This window comes from Burkholderia sp. Bmkn7 (genome assembly GCF_041103175.1).
GTDB lineage: Bacteria > Pseudomonadota > Gammaproteobacteria > Burkholderiales > Burkholderiaceae > Burkholderia > Burkholderia cepacia.
The window spans coordinates 1,585,594-1,601,286 of record NZ_JBGCUH010000002.1; the positions used below are offsets into that span (position 1 = coordinate 1,585,594).

13 protein-coding genes are annotated in these 15,693 nt (G+C 68.2%); 7 read left to right on the top strand and 6 right to left on the bottom strand.

Annotation, left to right across the window (positions count from 1 at the left end):
• Positions 1 to 4: 4 nt before the first annotated feature.
• Positions 5 to 961 carry a LysR family transcriptional regulator gene (locus AB3K92_RS13100; protein ID WP_060072351.1) on the bottom strand — a complete coding sequence of 319 codons (957 nt, stop codon included), beginning with the start codon at positions 959 to 961 and terminating at the stop codon, positions 5 to 7.
• Between the two features lie 103 nt (positions 962 to 1,064).
• On the opposite strand from AB3K92_RS13100, the gene AB3K92_RS13105 reads away from it, so the two are divergent.
• Positions 1,065 to 1,802 carry an SDR family oxidoreductase gene (locus AB3K92_RS13105; protein ID WP_175890918.1) on the top strand — a complete coding sequence of 246 codons (738 nt, stop codon included), beginning with the start codon at positions 1,065 to 1,067 and terminating at the stop codon, positions 1,800 to 1,802.
• Positions 1,803 to 1,810: 8 nt separating this feature from the next.
• Here the strand turns inward: AB3K92_RS13105 and AB3K92_RS13110 are convergent, their stop codons facing one another.
• Positions 1,811 to 2,806, bottom strand: a complete 996-nt coding sequence (locus AB3K92_RS13110; protein ID WP_059495066.1) for a LysR family transcriptional regulator — start codon at positions 2,804 to 2,806, stop codon at positions 1,811 to 1,813.
• A gap of 133 nt (positions 2,807 to 2,939) precedes the next feature.
• On the opposite strand from AB3K92_RS13110, the gene AB3K92_RS13115 reads away from it, so the two are divergent.
• The 3 genes from AB3K92_RS13115 (at position 2,940) to AB3K92_RS13125 (ending at position 5,373) form a co-directional block, all read left to right on the top strand.
• A complete protein-coding gene (locus AB3K92_RS13115; protein ID WP_369465217.1) occupies positions 2,940 to 3,656 on the top strand; it encodes an SDR family oxidoreductase in 717 nt (238 codons plus the stop codon).
• 227 nt (positions 3,657 to 3,883) lie between these two features.
• On the top strand, positions 3,884 to 4,216 hold the full coding sequence (locus tag AB3K92_RS13120) for a putative quinol monooxygenase (protein ID WP_021162884.1): 333 nt from the start codon (positions 3,884 to 3,886) through the stop codon (positions 4,214 to 4,216).
• Complete coding sequence (locus AB3K92_RS13125) at positions 4,216 to 5,373, top strand: iron-containing alcohol dehydrogenase (RefSeq protein ID WP_021162885.1); 1,158 nt, start codon at positions 4,216 to 4,218, stop codon at positions 5,371 to 5,373. The genes AB3K92_RS13120 and AB3K92_RS13125 overlap by 1 nt, the downstream gene beginning before the upstream one ends.
• Before the next feature lie 96 nt (positions 5,374 to 5,469).
• On the opposite strand, the gene AB3K92_RS13130 is transcribed toward AB3K92_RS13125, so the two are convergent.
• A complete protein-coding gene (locus AB3K92_RS13130) occupies positions 5,470 to 7,650 on the bottom strand; it encodes an ornithine decarboxylase (protein WP_369465218.1) in 2,181 nt (726 codons plus the stop codon).
• A gap of 516 nt (positions 7,651 to 8,166) precedes the next feature.
• Between AB3K92_RS13130 and AB3K92_RS13135 the strand changes: the two genes are divergently transcribed.
• Together AB3K92_RS13135 and potE are read left to right on the top strand one after the other, a co-directional pair.
• On the top strand, positions 8,167 to 10,467 hold the full coding sequence (locus AB3K92_RS13135; protein WP_369465219.1) for an Orn/Lys/Arg decarboxylase N-terminal domain-containing protein: 2,301 nt from the start codon (positions 8,167 to 8,169) through the stop codon (positions 10,465 to 10,467).
• Between the two features lie 94 nt (positions 10,468 to 10,561).
• On the top strand, positions 10,562 to 11,947 hold the full coding sequence (potE, locus tag AB3K92_RS13140; protein WP_021162888.1) for a putrescine-ornithine antiporter: 1,386 nt from the start codon (positions 10,562 to 10,564) through the stop codon (positions 11,945 to 11,947).
• Between the two features lie 15 nt (positions 11,948 to 11,962).
• Here potE and AB3K92_RS13145 read toward each other — a convergent pair whose 3' ends face one another.
• Complete coding sequence (locus AB3K92_RS13145; RefSeq protein ID WP_060309606.1) at positions 11,963 to 12,871, bottom strand: LysR family transcriptional regulator; 909 nt, start codon at positions 12,869 to 12,871, stop codon at positions 11,963 to 11,965.
• A gap of 174 nt (positions 12,872 to 13,045) precedes the next feature.
• Here AB3K92_RS13145 and AB3K92_RS13150 point away from each other — a divergent pair, with 174 nt between their 5' ends.
• A complete protein-coding gene (locus AB3K92_RS13150) occupies positions 13,046 to 13,630 on the top strand; it encodes a putative glycolipid-binding domain-containing protein (protein WP_021162890.1) in 585 nt (194 codons plus the stop codon).
• A 46-nt stretch (positions 13,631 to 13,676) separates the two neighbouring features.
• Here the strand turns inward: AB3K92_RS13150 and AB3K92_RS13155 are convergent, their stop codons facing one another.
• Both AB3K92_RS13155 and AB3K92_RS13160 read right to left on the bottom strand, forming a co-directional pair.
• Positions 13,677 to 14,669, bottom strand: a complete 993-nt coding sequence (locus AB3K92_RS13155) for a sulfonate ABC transporter substrate-binding protein (RefSeq protein WP_021162891.1) — start codon at positions 14,667 to 14,669, stop codon at positions 13,677 to 13,679.
• A gap of 384 nt (positions 14,670 to 15,053) precedes the next feature.
• Complete coding sequence (locus AB3K92_RS13160) at positions 15,054 to 15,461, bottom strand: DUF427 domain-containing protein (protein ID WP_369465220.1); 408 nt, start codon at positions 15,459 to 15,461, stop codon at positions 15,054 to 15,056.
• Between the last annotated feature and the right edge of the window lie 232 nt (positions 15,462 to 15,693).

The window sequence follows — 15,693 nt, forward strand, 5'->3', positions numbered from 1 at the left end:
CCGGTCAGCGGGGCTGCCGCGATGCGCGCCCGGCAGGGTTGGCGGTCGCGGCGGTCGTCGCATGGAACCCGGGCAGCCCGGGAATCCGCTGCTCCATGAACTGCAGGAACGTGCGGGTCCTGAGCGGCAGATACCGGCGCGACGCATACACGAGGTGCAGCGCATGCGGCGGCACCATGTCCCACTTCGGCAGCAACCGGACGAGTTGACCGCTGTCGATCAGGTCCTGAACCAGCCACGCCGGCCCGCTGCCCACCGCGTTCCCGGCGAGAAAGCATTCCCGCAGCGCCATCGAGCTGTTTACGCGATACCGGCCGCGCACCGGAACGGCGACCTGCTCGTCGCCGCGGGCGAATGCCAGTTCGTTGCCGATGTCCGCGCGTGCGTAGCCGACGTACGCGTGCCGCGCCAGGTCTTCCGGCCGGCGGAGCCTCGGTGCCTGCGCGACGTACTTCGGCGTGGCGACCAGCAGGCGGGGCGACGACGCGATGGGACGCGCCACGGCATCCGGCGGCAGCAGGTGGCCGAGGCGGATGGCGACGTCGACGCCTTCTTCGACCAGGTCGATCACGCGATCGGTCAATTGCAGCTCGACCTCGATCTCCGGCCATGCGGCGAGGAATTCGAGCACGAGTGCATTCAGCCTCAGCTCCCCCAGCCCCAGCGGTGCATTGACGACCAGCTTGCCGACCGGCCGCACCGTTTGCCCGCGCACCTCGGCCACCGCGCTCGCGTATTCGTCGATCACGCGCTTGCAGCGATCGTAGAACCGGCGGCCCTCGTCGGTGGGCGCGAGGCTCGTGGTCGAGCGTTCGAGCAGGCGGACGCCCAGTTCCTTTTCGAACGCGGCGACGATCTTGCTGATCGTCGGCTGGCCGGTGCCTTCCTCGCGCGCGACCGCCGAGAAATTGCCGAGCTCGATGGCGCGGACGAACACGCGCATGGATCGCAGCGATTCCATCTTATTCCTTTGAGGAATGAACCTTATTCAAATCTCCCACGTTCCTGCGCAATGGAGAATGACCTAACGTTCGCGAACCTTCAATCCCTGACGAGGAGTCGACATGAACGAGGCAACGCAATCTTCGGCACTGGACGGTGCGCACGTCGTGGTATTCGGCGGAAGCTCCGGAATCGGCCTCGAGGCCGCGGCCGCCGCGAAGGCGAAAGGCGCGAGCGTCACGCTGGTCGGCCGGACCCGCGCGAAGCTTGAGGCCGCCGCGCAGGCGATCGGCGGCGCGCGCATCGCGGTGGCCGACATCGCGGACCGGCAGGCGGTGCAGGCCGTATTCGACGCGCTCACGCGCGTCGATCACCTGGTCGTCACGGCCGGCCGGTTCATTGCGGGCAAGCTGAACGAGACCGATCCCGATCACCTGCTCGCCGCGCTGCAGGAACGTATCGCCGGGCCGGTCTACGCGATCCGGGCCGCGTTGCCGCTGATGCCGGCAACCGGCTCGATCGTGCTGACCGGCGGGCAACTGTCGGATCGTCCGGCCGCGCACGGCACCTCCGTCATAGCCGCCGCCGTGCGCGGCGTCGAGGCGCTGGCGCAGTCGCTCGCGCTGGAACTGAAGCCGATTCGCGTGAACGTCGTCGCGCCCGGCTTCGTCGAGACGCCGCTCTACGACGCGTTCGGCGCGGAAGCGCGCGACACGATTCTCGCGGATGCGGCGTCGGCTTTGCCCGGCGGCCGGGTCGGGCGCGCCGATGAAGTGGGGGAGGCGATCGCGTTCCTGCTGGGCAACGGCTTCATGAACGGCGAGATCCTGCACATCGACGGCGGCGGCCGGCTGGTCTGAACCGCGTGTCAGCCTGCGGCGCGCGGGCCGGTGCGGCGCGCCGGCGGGCGTGATGTGTGCGATGTGTGCGGTGTGCGGGAATCCGGATACGCGCGCTGGCAGACGGCGATGACCGCATCGCGCAGGCGGCGATGCACGGGGTCGCCGTGCATGCGCGGATGCCACAGCGCGGAAACGAGGATCCCGGGCAGGCGCACCGGGATCTCGAAGCTGCGCAGCCCGAGGGCGTCCGTAAGCCCAGGCGAGAACGCGTTGCCGAGGCTCGAGCGCGGCACGAGCGCGATCAGGTCGGTACTGGCCGCGACACGCATCGCATCGGGGTAGCCCGGTACGACGACGCGCACGGTGTCGCCCTGGCCGGCCCCGCCGGCCGGGTCGTCGGCCGGCCCGCCGAAATCGCCGAGCTGCGACGCGATCACGTGACGGCAGGCCGCATAACGCGCGGGCGTGATCCTGCCCGATGCGAACAGCGGATGCCCGGCGCGTGCCACCGCGACGTGCCAGTCGTGAAACAGCATGCGTGTGTGCAGTTCGGGGGCATCGTCGCCGCGTTTGCCGATTTCCAGATCGACGGCGCCGTCACGCAGCGCTTGCGGATCGCGGTCGGGTTTCGGGACGAAGCGGATGCGCACCTGCGGCGCGATTTCGCCGAGTGCGGCGACCACCGGGCCGGACAGCATTTCCATGAACGATGCGGCCGCGCGGATGGTGAACGTGGACGCGTGCGTCGCCAGATCCACGTCGGCCGTCGCCGGCCGCAGCACCGCGCGCGCATCGGTTGCGATCGCGTGCACGCGGTCGCGCAACGCGGCTGCGTGCGGCGTCGGCACGAGCTTGCGCCCGGCGCGCACGAGCAGCTGATCGCCGGTGGACACCCGCAGCCGCGTGAGCGTGCGGCTCATCGCGGACGTGCTCAGGCCGAGCCGGCGCGCGGCGCCGGTCACGCTGCCTTCCGACAGCAGCACGTCGAGCGCGGTGACGAGGTTCAGGTCGATGTCTTCCATGGCGACAGGATACGCCACCGGACGATGTGACATGGCGTTCGGTGCAACTATGGTTTGAGTCGGGTGCGTCTGGTGCCTGTCGTGATGCGCACCTATAGTGGCTGCATGACGCAACCCGGCAAAGGCGGACACCATGCAATCGACTGTATCGAGTAAAAACGCACCGACGATCCTGCTCGTCGCGGCCTCGCGCGGCCTCGGGCTCGCGATGGCGAAGCAATTCCTGGGCAAGGGCTGGAGCGTCACGGGCACCGTGCGCGAAGGATCGGGGCGCACGCGGCTGCACGACCTCGCCGACCGGTTCGACGGCCGGCTCGACATCGAGACGCTCGACATCTGCGAGCCGGCGCAACTGGCTGCGCTGCGCGAGCGGCTGTCGGGCCGGCGCTTCGACATGCTGTTCGTGAATGCGGGAACGACGAACGAGCCGACCGAAACGATCGGCGAAGTGACGACCGACGAGTTCGTGCGCGTGATGGTCACGAATGCGCTGGCGCCGATGCGCGTGATCGAGACGCTGCAGGATTGCGTGACCGCGGACGGCCTGATCGGTGCGATGTCGTCGGGGCAGGGCAGCGTCGCGAACAACGTCAGCGGGATGCGCGAGGTCTATCGCGGCAGCAAGGCCGCGCTGAACCAGTTCATGCGCAGCTTCGCGGCGCGCCAGGCCGATACGCGGCGTGCGATGGTGCTGATGGCACCCGGCTGGGTCCGCACGGAGCTGGGCGGGCCGGATGCGCGCCTGACGATCGAGGAAAGCGTGCCGAGCCTCGTCGACGTGCTGGTCGCCAAGCGGGCGCGCCCGGGGCTCGAGTATCTCGACTATCTGGGGCGCACGGTGCCGTGGTAATCGTCGCGGCGGGCTCCCCGCTGCGATCCGCCGCGCCGTGAAAGGGGCACGGGTTTCGCCGGGCCTTTTGCGGCCCGATGCCGGCTCTGCGAAGACCGTGCGGATTCAATACAATGCGACGACAAGCCAGTGACACGGCGTTGCGCCGTCGCGTTCGAATCCCCCGGTTCGCCGCGCATCGTGTGCGTCCCCGTCGTGACGGCCCCCAGTCGAACACGGAGCGCAACATGAACGAACCCTACCTGCAGGTCATCGCGCATTTCTTCGCCAAACCCGGCAACGGCGACCGCGTGCTCGAACTGCTCGCGGAACTCGCGCCGGCGACGCGCACCGAGCCGCAGAACCTCGACTACGCGTATTTCCGGTCGGCGGAGGACCCCGACCACATCGTGATCCTCGAACGCTACCGCCACGCGGACGGCCTCGACGTGCATCGGGATACGCCGCATTTCCAGCGGATCGGTGTCGGCGCGATCTTTCCGTTGCTCGATCGCCGCGACGTGTTGCGCTTCATGGTGCAGCCGGACACCGGCACGGCGACGTCGCCGGGAGGCGCCTGATGAACCCGTTTCAATTCCGTACCGTGCCGACGCAGGTCGTCGAATTCGGCGCCGCGCGCCGGCTCGGCGCGTTGTTGCGTGAACGCTTTCCGGCGCTCGTGCGGCTGTGCGTCGTTACCGATGCGTTCCTGCATCGCAGCGGCGTGCTCGCGCCGGCGCTGGAGAGCCTCGCCGCGCACGGCTGGCAGGTCACCGTGATCGACGACGTGATCGCCGATCCGCCCGAGCACGTGGTGCTGGACGCGACCGAGCGGGCCGTCGCGGCCGATGCCGAGATCGTGCTCGGCCTGGGCGGCGGATCGTCGATGGACGTCGCGAAGCTGATCGCGGTGCTCGTGCCCGGGCAGCAGGCGCTGGCCGACATGTACGGTGTCGACAAGGTCACGAGCGCGCGGCTGCCGCTCGTGCAGATGCCGACGACGGCCGGCACGGGTTCCGAAGTGACGGCCGTGTCGATCGTCACGGTCGGCGAGGCGCGCAAGATGGGCGTCGTGTCGCCGCACCTGTTCGCCGATGTCGCGATCCTCGACGCCGAGCTGACGCTCGGCCTGCCGCGCGCGGCGACGGCCGCGACGGGCATCGACGCGATGGTGCATGCGATCGAGGCCTACACGTCCGCGCGGCTGAAGAACCCGGTGTCCGACATGCTGGCCGTGCACGCGCTGACGCTGCTGTCGCGCAACCTGCTCGCGGCGTGCGACGACGGCCACGACCGCCACGCGCGCGAGGCGATGCTGGTCGGCGCGATGTTCGCGGGGCAGGCGTTCGCGAATGCGCCGGTCGCGGCCGTGCATGCGCTGGCCTATCCGGTCGGCGGGATCTTCCACGTGCCGCACGGGCTGTCGAATGCGCTCGTGCTGCCGCACGTGCTGCGTTTCAACGCACCGGCCGCCGCACCGCTGTATGCGGAACTCGCGGCGATCGTCGCGCCGTCGGCGACGGGCAGCGACGAAGCGCGTACGCACGCGCTGATCGGCGAGATCGACCGGCTGATCGCCGCGACGGGCATTCCGCGCACGCTGCGCGAGGTCGGTATCGGCGAGGCAGACCTGCCGAGGATGGCGTCGGACGCGATGCTGCAGACGCGCCTGCTCGTGAACAACCCGCGCGAGGTGACGGAAGCAGACGCGCTGGAGATTTACCGGCAGGCGTGGTGACGGGGCGGGCGCGGCGCGCCGCCCGCCACGCATTCACGTCACGATGCCCGCGCCGTCCGGCAGTCCCGAAGCACAGCTGCCGCACTGCCCGCCGGGTTATGCACTCGACGCGTCGGCGCCGGCCGCCACCACATACGCCGACGCCTGTTTCGTGCCGTCCGGCTGCGTTTGCAGATAGACGCCCTGGATTTCCGGCTCGAAACCCGGCAGCGCGTTGATCCCGGCTTCGAGCGCGCGGAAGTAGTCGAGTGCCGGGCCGCCCCAGACTTCGCCGGGCACCACGCAGAAGATGCCGGGCGGATAGGGCAACGCGCCTTCCGTCGCGATCCGGCCTTCGATGCGATCGAGCGTGACGAGTTCGACGTTGTTGCGGATCAGCTCGGCGTTCGCGGCCTGCGGCAGCATCGCCTGCTTCGGAAATCGTGCGCGCCGGAACATCAGCTTCTGCAGACGCTTCATGTCGTGGCTGCGGTAGAAGTCGTGCATCCGCTGGCACAGCTGCCGCAGGCGCATGTTGCCGTACAGCTCCGGATACGCTTCGCACAGCGACGGAATCGCTTCGCGCAGCGGCGTGTCCTGGTCGAGATGCCGTTCGAACTGCGCGAGGTGCGCGACCAGGTGCTGCAGCTTGCCGAAGCTTTCCGACGGCGTGAGCAGGAACAGGATCGTGTACAGGTCGGCCTTCTCGGGCACGACGCCGTGCTCGCGCAGGTAGCGCGCGAGGATCGGCGCCGGCGCGCCGAACGGCGCGTACTCGTGCGTATCGCGATCGATGCCGGGTGTCGTCAGCAGCAGCTTGCACGGGTCGACGAAATACTGGTCGTCCGCATAACCCTCGAAGCCGTGCCAGGTGTCGGCCGGGTGGAAGCGGAAGAAGCGCAGGTCGTCGACGATCTGCTCGGTCGGGTAGTCGGCCCACGGGCGGCCGTCGACGTTCTGCGGCACGAACGGACGGATCTGGCGGCAGGTCTTGAGCAGCAGCTTGCGCGCGTCGACGCCGTGCGCGACGCAGTCGCGCCACAGGCGCTTGCCGGCCGGGCCCGCGTGCATCTGCGCGTTAACGTCGAGCGCCGCGAACATCGGGTAGAACGGGCTCGTCGACGCATGGATCATGTACGCGTTGTTGAAGCGCCGGTGATCGCAGAAGCGTTTCTGGCCTTCGATGTGGCTGTCCTTCTTGTGGATCTGCGACGTCTGCGAGAAGCCGGCCTGCTGCTTGTGCACCGACTGCGTGACGAAGATGCCGGGATCGTCGGGGCCGAGCGCGAGCATCAGCGGCGAGCAGTCCTGCATCATCGGGATGAACTGCTCGTAGCCGACCCACGCCGAATCGAACAGGATGTAGTCGCACAGATGCCCGATCCGGTCGACGATCTCGCGCGCGTTGTAGATCGTGCCGTCGTAGGTGCCGAGCTGGATCACCGCGAGTCGGAACGGGCGCGGGCGGTCGGCGCGCTCCGGCGCGACGTCGCGGATCGCGTCGCGAATGCGCGACTCGTCGAGCGCCGCGCGGTCGACGCCGCCGATGAGGCCCCACGCGTTGCGCGCGGTTTCGAGGTAGACCGGGCGCGCGCCCGACAGCACGAGCGCGCCGAGATGCACCGACTTGTGGTTGTTGCGGTCGAACAGCACGAGATCGTCGGGGGCGAGCAGCGCGCTCGTGACGACCTTGTTCGACGTCGACGTGCCGTTCAGCACGAAATACGTCTTGTCCGCGTTGTAGATCCGCGCGGCATTGCGCTGCGCTTCCAGCGCGGGGCCTTCGTGGATCAGCAGATCGCCGAGCCGGACATCCGCGTTGCAGAGGTCGGCGCGAAAGATCGCCTCGCCGAAGAAGTCGAAGAACATCCGGCCGAGCGGATGATTCGAGAAGAACTGGCCGCCCTGGTGGCCGGGGCAGTCGAACTCCACGTAGCCGCGCTGCACGTATTCGCGCATCACCTTGAAGAACGGCGGCAGCAGGTTCTCGCTGTAGATGTCGGCGGCGGCGGAGATCTGCCGGCCGTAGTAGTGACGGCCGCCATGACGGAGCTGGATCACGCCGCTCGCGCTCGGCAGGACCGACGGCGGCACTTCCTGGCCGGGCTCGACCGCGACGAAGAACGGAATCGCGAACCCGGTTCGTTCGACGGTTTTCAGCACCTGTTGCGCCGAATCGATTCCGACCACGATTGCCGCGATATTCGTGAAATCGGTCTGAAATACATCGACCTGTTCATGCGTGGTGAGGAAGGCGCCGATCAGCGCCGGCTCGACTGCGATTTTCAACAGGCTCACGCGAATTCTCCCGTAAATGTGCCGAAACGGGAGCCGCATTCGCACGGGCGCGTAATCCGCATAATCCGGCACGCGCCGCAGCCGATTGAAATGCTCCCGCGAATGCTGAATGCCGAATGACGCACGGCGCGCCGCGCGCAGAGGCCTTGCGCGGCGCCGTGCAGCCGCCGCCGGTCAACGCACGGCGCAGCCGATCGTAGCAACAAAACCCTGCGAATTCAATCGACCGGAATCACCGGTCCGGCTGCCGGGTGAAAGCACTCGAATAAACGGGAATGCGCGTGTTGCAATGCACATCAAAATGAACCGGGCGTGAAATGCGATTTGAAAACGGCTGACAGTTTCACCGAATCGTCTGCTTTTCATCAAAAGGCATCTATGGCATAGTCGGCTCCGAATTGGATGGCGAATCAAACCGGATTGGCGAGCGTCTCACGCCGCGGCCCGTGGCCTGCTGTCCGCGTGCTCGTGAGACGGATCACACTAACGAAGCATCGGAACAACGAGGGCAACAACATGAATACGTCCGTCGGTGGCATTCGTCGTCTCGGCATGCGCGCGCTTCTGGTCGATGACGAGATCACGCAGGAAACGGCGACCGGGCGCGCGGTCCGCACGCTGAGCGCGGAGCTCGCACAGCGCGACATCGACGTGCTCACGGCAACCTCGGCCGACGATGCGATCATGCTGATCCGCTCCGATCCGTCGATCCAGTGCGTGCTGCTCGACTGGGATCTCGGCGTGGACGGCCACGGGCCGTCCGAGGCCGTGCTCGACGCGGTCCGCCATCGCAACGGCAAGGTGCCGATCTTCCTGCTGGCCGACCGCAGTGTCGCATCGACGGTGCCGTCCGCGGTGATGGGCCAGGTCGACGATTTCGTGTGGCTGCTCGAAGATACCGCCGACTTCATCGGCGGGCGCATCCATGCGGCGATCGAACGCTATCGCGCCACCGTGCTGCCGCCGATGTTCGGCGCGCTCGCGAAATTCTCGCGCGTCTACGAATACTCATGGCATACACCCGGCCACACGGGCGGTACGGGTTTCCTGAAATCGCCGGTGGGCCGCGCGTTCTTCGAATACTTCGGCGAAGCGCTGTTCCGTTCCGACCTGTCGATCTCGGTCGGCGAACTCGGTTCGCTGCTCGACCACTCGGGGCCGATCGGCGAGAGCGAGCGCTACGCGGCACGCGTGTTCGGCGCGCATCGCACGTATCACGTGACGAACGGCTCGTCGACGTCGAACCGCATCATCCTGATGGCGAGCGTGAGCCGCGACCAGATCGCGCTGTGCGACCGCAACTGCCACAAGTCGGCCGAACACGCGATGACGATGTCGGGTGCGATCCCGACCTACCTCGTGCCGACGCGCAACCGCTACGGGATCATCGGGCCGATCGCGTCCGAGCGCCTCACGCAGACGGCGATCCGCGAGGCGATCGCGTCGAACCCGCTCACGGCCGGGCTCGCCGATCGTCAGCCGAAGCATGCGATCGTCACCAACTCGACGTACGACGGCCTGTGCTACAACGTCGCGCGCGTCGAGGAGCTGCTCGGCGCGAGCGTCGATCGATTGCATTTCGACGAGGCCTGGTATGGCTACGCGCGTTTCAATCCGCTCTACCGCGATCGCCACGCGATGCACGGCGACCCGCGCGACCACCATGCGGACCGCCCTACGGTGTTCGCGACGCAGTCGACGCACAAGCTGCTGACCGCGCTGTCGCAGGCGTCGTACATCCACGTGCGCGACGGCCGCAACCCGATCCCGCATGGCCAGTTCAACGAAACATTCATGATGCATGCGTCGACGTCGCCGAACTACGCGATCATCGCGTCGAACGACGTCGCGGCCGCGATGATGGATGGCCCCGGCGGCGCGGCGCTCACGCACGAGTCGATCGAGGAGGCCGTCGCGTTCCGGCAGATGATCGCGCGGATGAACAGCGAGTTCGGCGCCAAAGGCGACTGGTTCTTCGAATGCTGGCAACCGGACACCGTGCTCGAGACGCGCACGGGCCGCACGCTCCCGTTCCACGATGCGTCGCCCGAGCTGCTCGCGAGCGATCCGTCGTGCTGGGTGCTGCGCCCCGGCGCGCAATGGCACGGCTTCGGCAACATCGAGGACGGCTACTGCATGCTCGATCCGATCAAGGTGTCGATCGTCACGCCGGGTGTCGCGCCGGCCGGCGGCCTGATGCCGGTCGGCATTCCGGCGAGCGTTCTGACCGCGTATCTCGATGCGCGCGGGATCGTCGTCGAGAAGACGACCGACTTCACGATCCTGTTCCTGTTCTCGATCGGCATCACGAAAGGCAAGTGGGGCTCGCTCGTCAGCGCGCTGTGCGACTTCAAGCGCGACTACGACGCGAACCTGCCGCTCGACATGGCGATTCCGTCGCTCGCGAAGGCGCATGGTTCGCGCTATGCGGGCATGGGGCTGAAGGACCTGGCCGACACGATGTTCGCGGCGATGGAGCAGCTCGGCACGACGCGGCTGATGTCGGAAGCCTTCTCGATCCTGCCGAAGCCGGAGATGAGCCCGGTGCGCGCGTACGAGCATCTGGTGCAGGGCCGCGTCGAGCAGGTCACGCTCGAGGAGCTGGCCGGACGCACGGTCGCCACCGGCGTCGTGCCGTATCCGCCCGGCATTCCGCTGCTGATGCCCGGCGAGAACGCGGGGCCGGCCGGCGGCCCGGTGCTCGGTTACCTGAAGGCGCTCGAGGCGTATGACCGGCGCTTCCCGGGCTTCGCGCACGACACTCACGGCGTGGAAGTCGAGGACGGCACGTACCACGTGTACTGCCTGACGGCCTGAGCATCCGGCCGGGCGAACGGGGCAACCCGCGGACACGCGAGCAGGCGAGCAGGCGACCGGCCGCGCGGCGGCCTCACATCGAAGGATCGACATCATGGAAAACGCAGCGCGCATGTCCGACGCGGCCACGGCGGCCGCGCCGAAGAACCGGATGAACGTCTGGCAGCTGACCATTCTCACGGCGGTCAACATGATGGGCTCCGGCATCATCCTGCTGCCGTCGAAGCTCGCGCAGGTCGGCACGATCTCGCTGCTGTCGTGGATCGTCACGGCCGGCGGCTCGCTCGCGCTGGCCTATGCGTTTGCGCGCTGCGGCATGCTGAGCCGCAAGCCGGGCGGGATGGGCGGCTACGCGGAATACGCGTTCGGCAAGGCCGGCAACTACATGGCGAACTACACGTACGGGCTGTCGCTGGTGATCGCCAACGTCGCGATCGGCGTGACGGCAGTCGGCTACGGCACCGTGCTGTTCGACGCGACGCTGTCGCCGCTGCAAACCGGCCTGTGGACGATCTTCCTGCTCGTGCTGACGACGGTCGCGAACTTCGGCGGCTCGCGCATCACCGGCCGGATCGGCGCGGTGACGGTGTGGGGCGTGATCATTCCGGTCGTCGCCGTGTCGCTGATCGGCTGGTTCTGGTTCAGCGGCGCGACCTGGGGCGCCGCGTGGAATCCGAACAACCTGCCGTTCGGGCCGGCCGTCAGCAGCTCGATCGCGGTGACGCTGTGGGCGTTCCTCGGGCTCGAATCCGCGTGCGCGAACTCGGACGCGGTCGAGAATCCGGAGCGCAACGTGCCGATCGCCGTGCTCGGCGGCACGATCGCGTCGGCGATCTTCTACATCGTGTCGACCAACGTGATCGCGGGGATCGTGCCCAACGCGATCCTCGCGAAGTCGAACGCGCCGTTCGGCATCGCGTTCGCGACGATGTTCACGCCGACGGTCGGCACGATCGTCACCGCGCTGATGGTGATCGCGTGCATCGGCTCGCTGCTCGGCTGGCAGTTCACGGTCGCGCAGGTGTTCAAGAGTTCGGCGGACGTCGGTTATTTCCTGCCGGTGTTCGCGAAGGCGACCCGCACCGGCACGCCGATCGTCGGGATGGTGATCCTGCTCGTCGCGCAGGTCGCGCTCGCGCTGATGACGATCAGCCCGGAACTGAGCAGCCAGTTCCAGAAGATCGTCGATCTGGCCGTCGTCACGAACCTCGTGCCTTACGTGATGTCGATGGCCGCGCTGATCACGATCCAGAAGGTCGCGAAGGTGCCGCCGGCGAAGGCGCTGCTGACGAACGTGATCGCGATGGTGGCCACCGCGTACAGCTTCTATGCGCTGTTCAGCTCGGGCGAGCAGGCGCTGATGCTCGGCGGCCTGTGCGTGTTCCTGGGCTGGACGCTGTTCGGTTTCGTCAGCGCGCGCTTCTACCAGATGGAAGTCGACGCGCACGTGAAGGAGCCGGGGAAGTCGCTGCAGGCTTGACGGCGGCTGCCGTCGTCAGCGGGCGGCGCGGGCCAGCAGCGGCGGGATGTCCTGCTTCAGCAGGTCGACGACGGCCCGCACGCGCGGCGGCAGCGGCCGCTGCGCATGGACGAGCACGTTGAGCGCGAAGTCGGGAATCGCGTAGCGCGGCAGGAGCTCGACGAGCGTGCCGGCCGCGAGCGCGTCGGCGCAGGCCGGGTGCTGGACCACGCCGATGCCGCCGCCCGCCGCGATCGTGTCGAACATCGGCCGCCAGTGGCTCGTCGTCATGATCGTGCGGATGCGCGCGTATTCGAGCGGGCCGCCGTCGTGCTGCACGGGCAGCCGTTCGCTCGCGAAGACGCCTTTCACGCGGATGAACGGATGGTTGGCCAGATCGGCCGCCGTGTCGATCGGGCCGCACCGGTCGAGATACGACGGCGCGGCGACGAGCCGGCGGCCCACCGCGCCGACCGGGTGCGCGACGAACCCGCCGTCGCCGAGCTGTCCGACGCGGATCGAGATGTCGACGCCTTCCGTGACCGGGTCGACGATGTCGTCGTTCAGGACCAGATCGATGTGCAGGCCCGGATACGCGGTGCGGACATGCATCAGCACGCCCGGCAGCACGACCTCGCCGAAGCATTGCGGCGCCGCGAGCCGGATCGTGCCGTCGAGCGCGGTTTCCGTCTTCGAGACCGATGCGACCGCATCGTCGGCCGCTTCGAGCAGCGCCTTGCTGCGGTCGTAGAAGATCCGGCCTTCTTCCGTGCACACGAGGGTGCGCGCACTGCGCATCAGAAGCCGTGTGCCGAGATGCTTCTCGAGCCGTTCGATACGCTCGCTGACGGCCGGCTGGCCCATGTCGAGATCGCGCGCCGCGCCGGACATCGTGCCGCGCTCGACGACCCTGACGTAGATGCGCATCGTCGCCAGCAAATCCATGAAGTCGCGCCCCTTGTCCGGTTCCGGTTGATGCCGATCGACGGATGGTACCAAAGCACGGCTGAATGAAGGTGCGGAGCGACCCGATACTGACCATCGGTTGCGCAGGCCGCGTGTGTTCGCCGGTGCGATGGGCGACAATCGGCTTCCGTGCGATCGACTGGAGACGACGACATGACGCAACAGGATGAAGCGGTGCGCACGCGCTGCGTCGCATGGCAGATCGTGCAGACCTGGCAGGCGGCCGAATGGTGCAGGCTCGTCGAGTCGCGAACGGGTATCGGCTTGTCGGGGTCGGTGTCGGGCGCGATCGACGGCGCGCCGTTTCGTGTCGATTACGCGATCTCGTGCGGTGCCGACTGGCTCACGCGCGCGGCACGCATCACGCAGTGGGGCGGCACGCAGCCGCCACGGCAGCGGGATATCGCGTGCGACGCAGGGCGCTGGACGATCGACGGCGTCGACGTACCGGCGCTCGCGGGCGCGACCGATATCGACCTCGGTTTCAGCCCGTCGACGAACACGTTGCCGATCCGGCGGCTCGGGCTGGCCGTCGGCGAGGCGGCCGTGATCCATACCGCGTGGCTGCGCTTCCCCGAATTCGAGTTCGTGCGCGGCGAGCAGCGTTATACCCGCACGGCGGAACACGTGTACCGCTACGAAAGCGGCACGTATGCGGCCGATATCGCGGTCGACGAAGCGGGCCTCGTCACCGACTACGACGAATGGCGACGCATCGGCGCGGCCTCCGCGCGCTGACGCACGCGGGCCGCGTCGTGCCGTGCCGTGCGTCAGCGGCAGTGCATCAGCGTGCGCTGGCCACCGACAGCTTGCCGGGAATCAGCTTCAGCGCGCTGAACGCGTCGGCGATGTTCTGCTGATACGCGAGCGTCGCGTCGCTGATCGGCTGCACGCCATAACCGGCGCGCTTGAGCGCGACTTCGAGCGTCGGCGCGTCGAGGCCGACGAGCGGCGACAGTTGCGCGGCGACTTCCGTCACATGGTCGCGTGCCCAGCGGTCGACCGCGTCGACTTCGTCGAGCAGCGCGCGCAGCACCTGCGGATGAGCGGCCGCGTATTTTCGGGCGGCGAGGTAGTACTGCGTATTGCGCACGAGCCCTTCGCCGTTCGCGATCACGCGCGCGCCGATCTGCCGCTCGGCGGCGGCCAGGTACGGATCCCAGATCACCCACGCATCGACGTTGCGCTGCACGAACGCGGCGCGCGCGTCGGCGGGCGTCAGGTAGATCGGCTGGATGTCGGCATACGTCAGGCCCGCGTGTTCGAGTGCCTTCACGAGCAGGTAGTGGACGTTCGAACCTTTGTTGAACGCCACCTTCTTGCCGCGCAGCTGCGCGACGTTGCGGATCGGCGAATCGGGCAGCACGACGATCGCCTCGCCCTGCGGCGCGGGCGGCTCGTTGCCGATGTAGACGAAATCGACGCCGCCCGCCTGCGCGAAGATCGGTGGCGTCTCGCCGACCGTGCCGACGTCGATCGCGCCGGCGTTCAGGCCCTCGAGCAATTGCGGGCCGGCCGGAAATTCGAGCCATTGCACCGTGACGCCCTGGCTCGCGAGCCGCTTTTCCAGCGTGCCGCGTGCCTTGAGCACGACGAAGTTGCCGTATTTCTGGAAGCCGACGCGCAGCCGCGTGCCGCTGTCTTGCGCGTGCGCGGGCAGGCCGGCGAGCGGGCCGAGCGCGAGCCCGGCCAGCCCGGCGGCCGCGCCTTGCAGCCAGTGGCGGCGATGCGGGTTCGCCGGTGTCGGTTCAACGTCTGCGTGCGGTGTGTCGTTCATCGAGGCGTCCTGCGGGCGAAGGAGCGGGCCGCGCGCGAAAGGCGACGCGGTCGGCGCAGGGCGGGGCCGGATGCGGGCGCTGCACGCCACGGGCCGGCCCGCGCCGGACTCGTGACGATACGTCCGCCCGCACCGGCGGCCAACCAACGAATGCGCATATGCAAATCAGCGGTGGACGCGTTGCGGGCGTTTGCTCCGGCGATCGGTGCAAAAACCCGCCGGGACGAGCCGGAACCCGCAGCGACGAGCCGAAACGTGGTCAAACCGCGGCCAAAACGCGGCCGGAACGGTGCGGCATGGCAGGCCGCCCCGGAGAAATCGCCGCGTCACACGCGTGGCCGCCCGGCGTTCGACGAGCCGCTGCCTGAACCGCTGCCGCGACGCTCAATCGGAGCCGGTCGGGCTTTCCTCGATCGAATCGACGCGATCCGGATAGAACGCGAGATGCCCGCGGATCGCGTCGACGGCCGGATAGGGTGCCTCGTAGGTCCAGACGGCATTGACCGCGCGTTCGCCGCCGACCGGGATCGAGTAGTACGCGCAGTCGCCCTTGTACGTGCAGTAGGTCGCGTGATCGGTGCGCAGCAGCAGCGTCAGGTCGGCGTCCTCGCGCGGGATGTACAGCACGGCCGGGTAGGCGGCTTCGCGCAGCGCCAGCGCGCGGCGCGTGTCGGCGACGATCCGGCCGGCCGCCTTGACCACGACCCGCCGCGGGTGCGATTCGATCGTGATCGGGTGATCGGGGCCCGGCGTCTTCACCGGGCGAGCAGGCGTATCGGGGCTGACAGGCATGGTGTGTCCTCCTGGAATCGGCGGCGCGACGGGATACGCGCCGGCGTTGGCCAGCCGATACGATGCACCCATTTCGGCGAACCTGCACGGGGCCGGAAGAGACCGCGCGGGCCACGTGCCCGACGCTCGCACGGACATCCCCGTGCCGCGGCGGCGGGATGCCGATCCAGCGATAAGCAACGCGAAATTAATTGGTAAGCGATCGGCGGGCGACGCGCGAAGATCGGCCGTC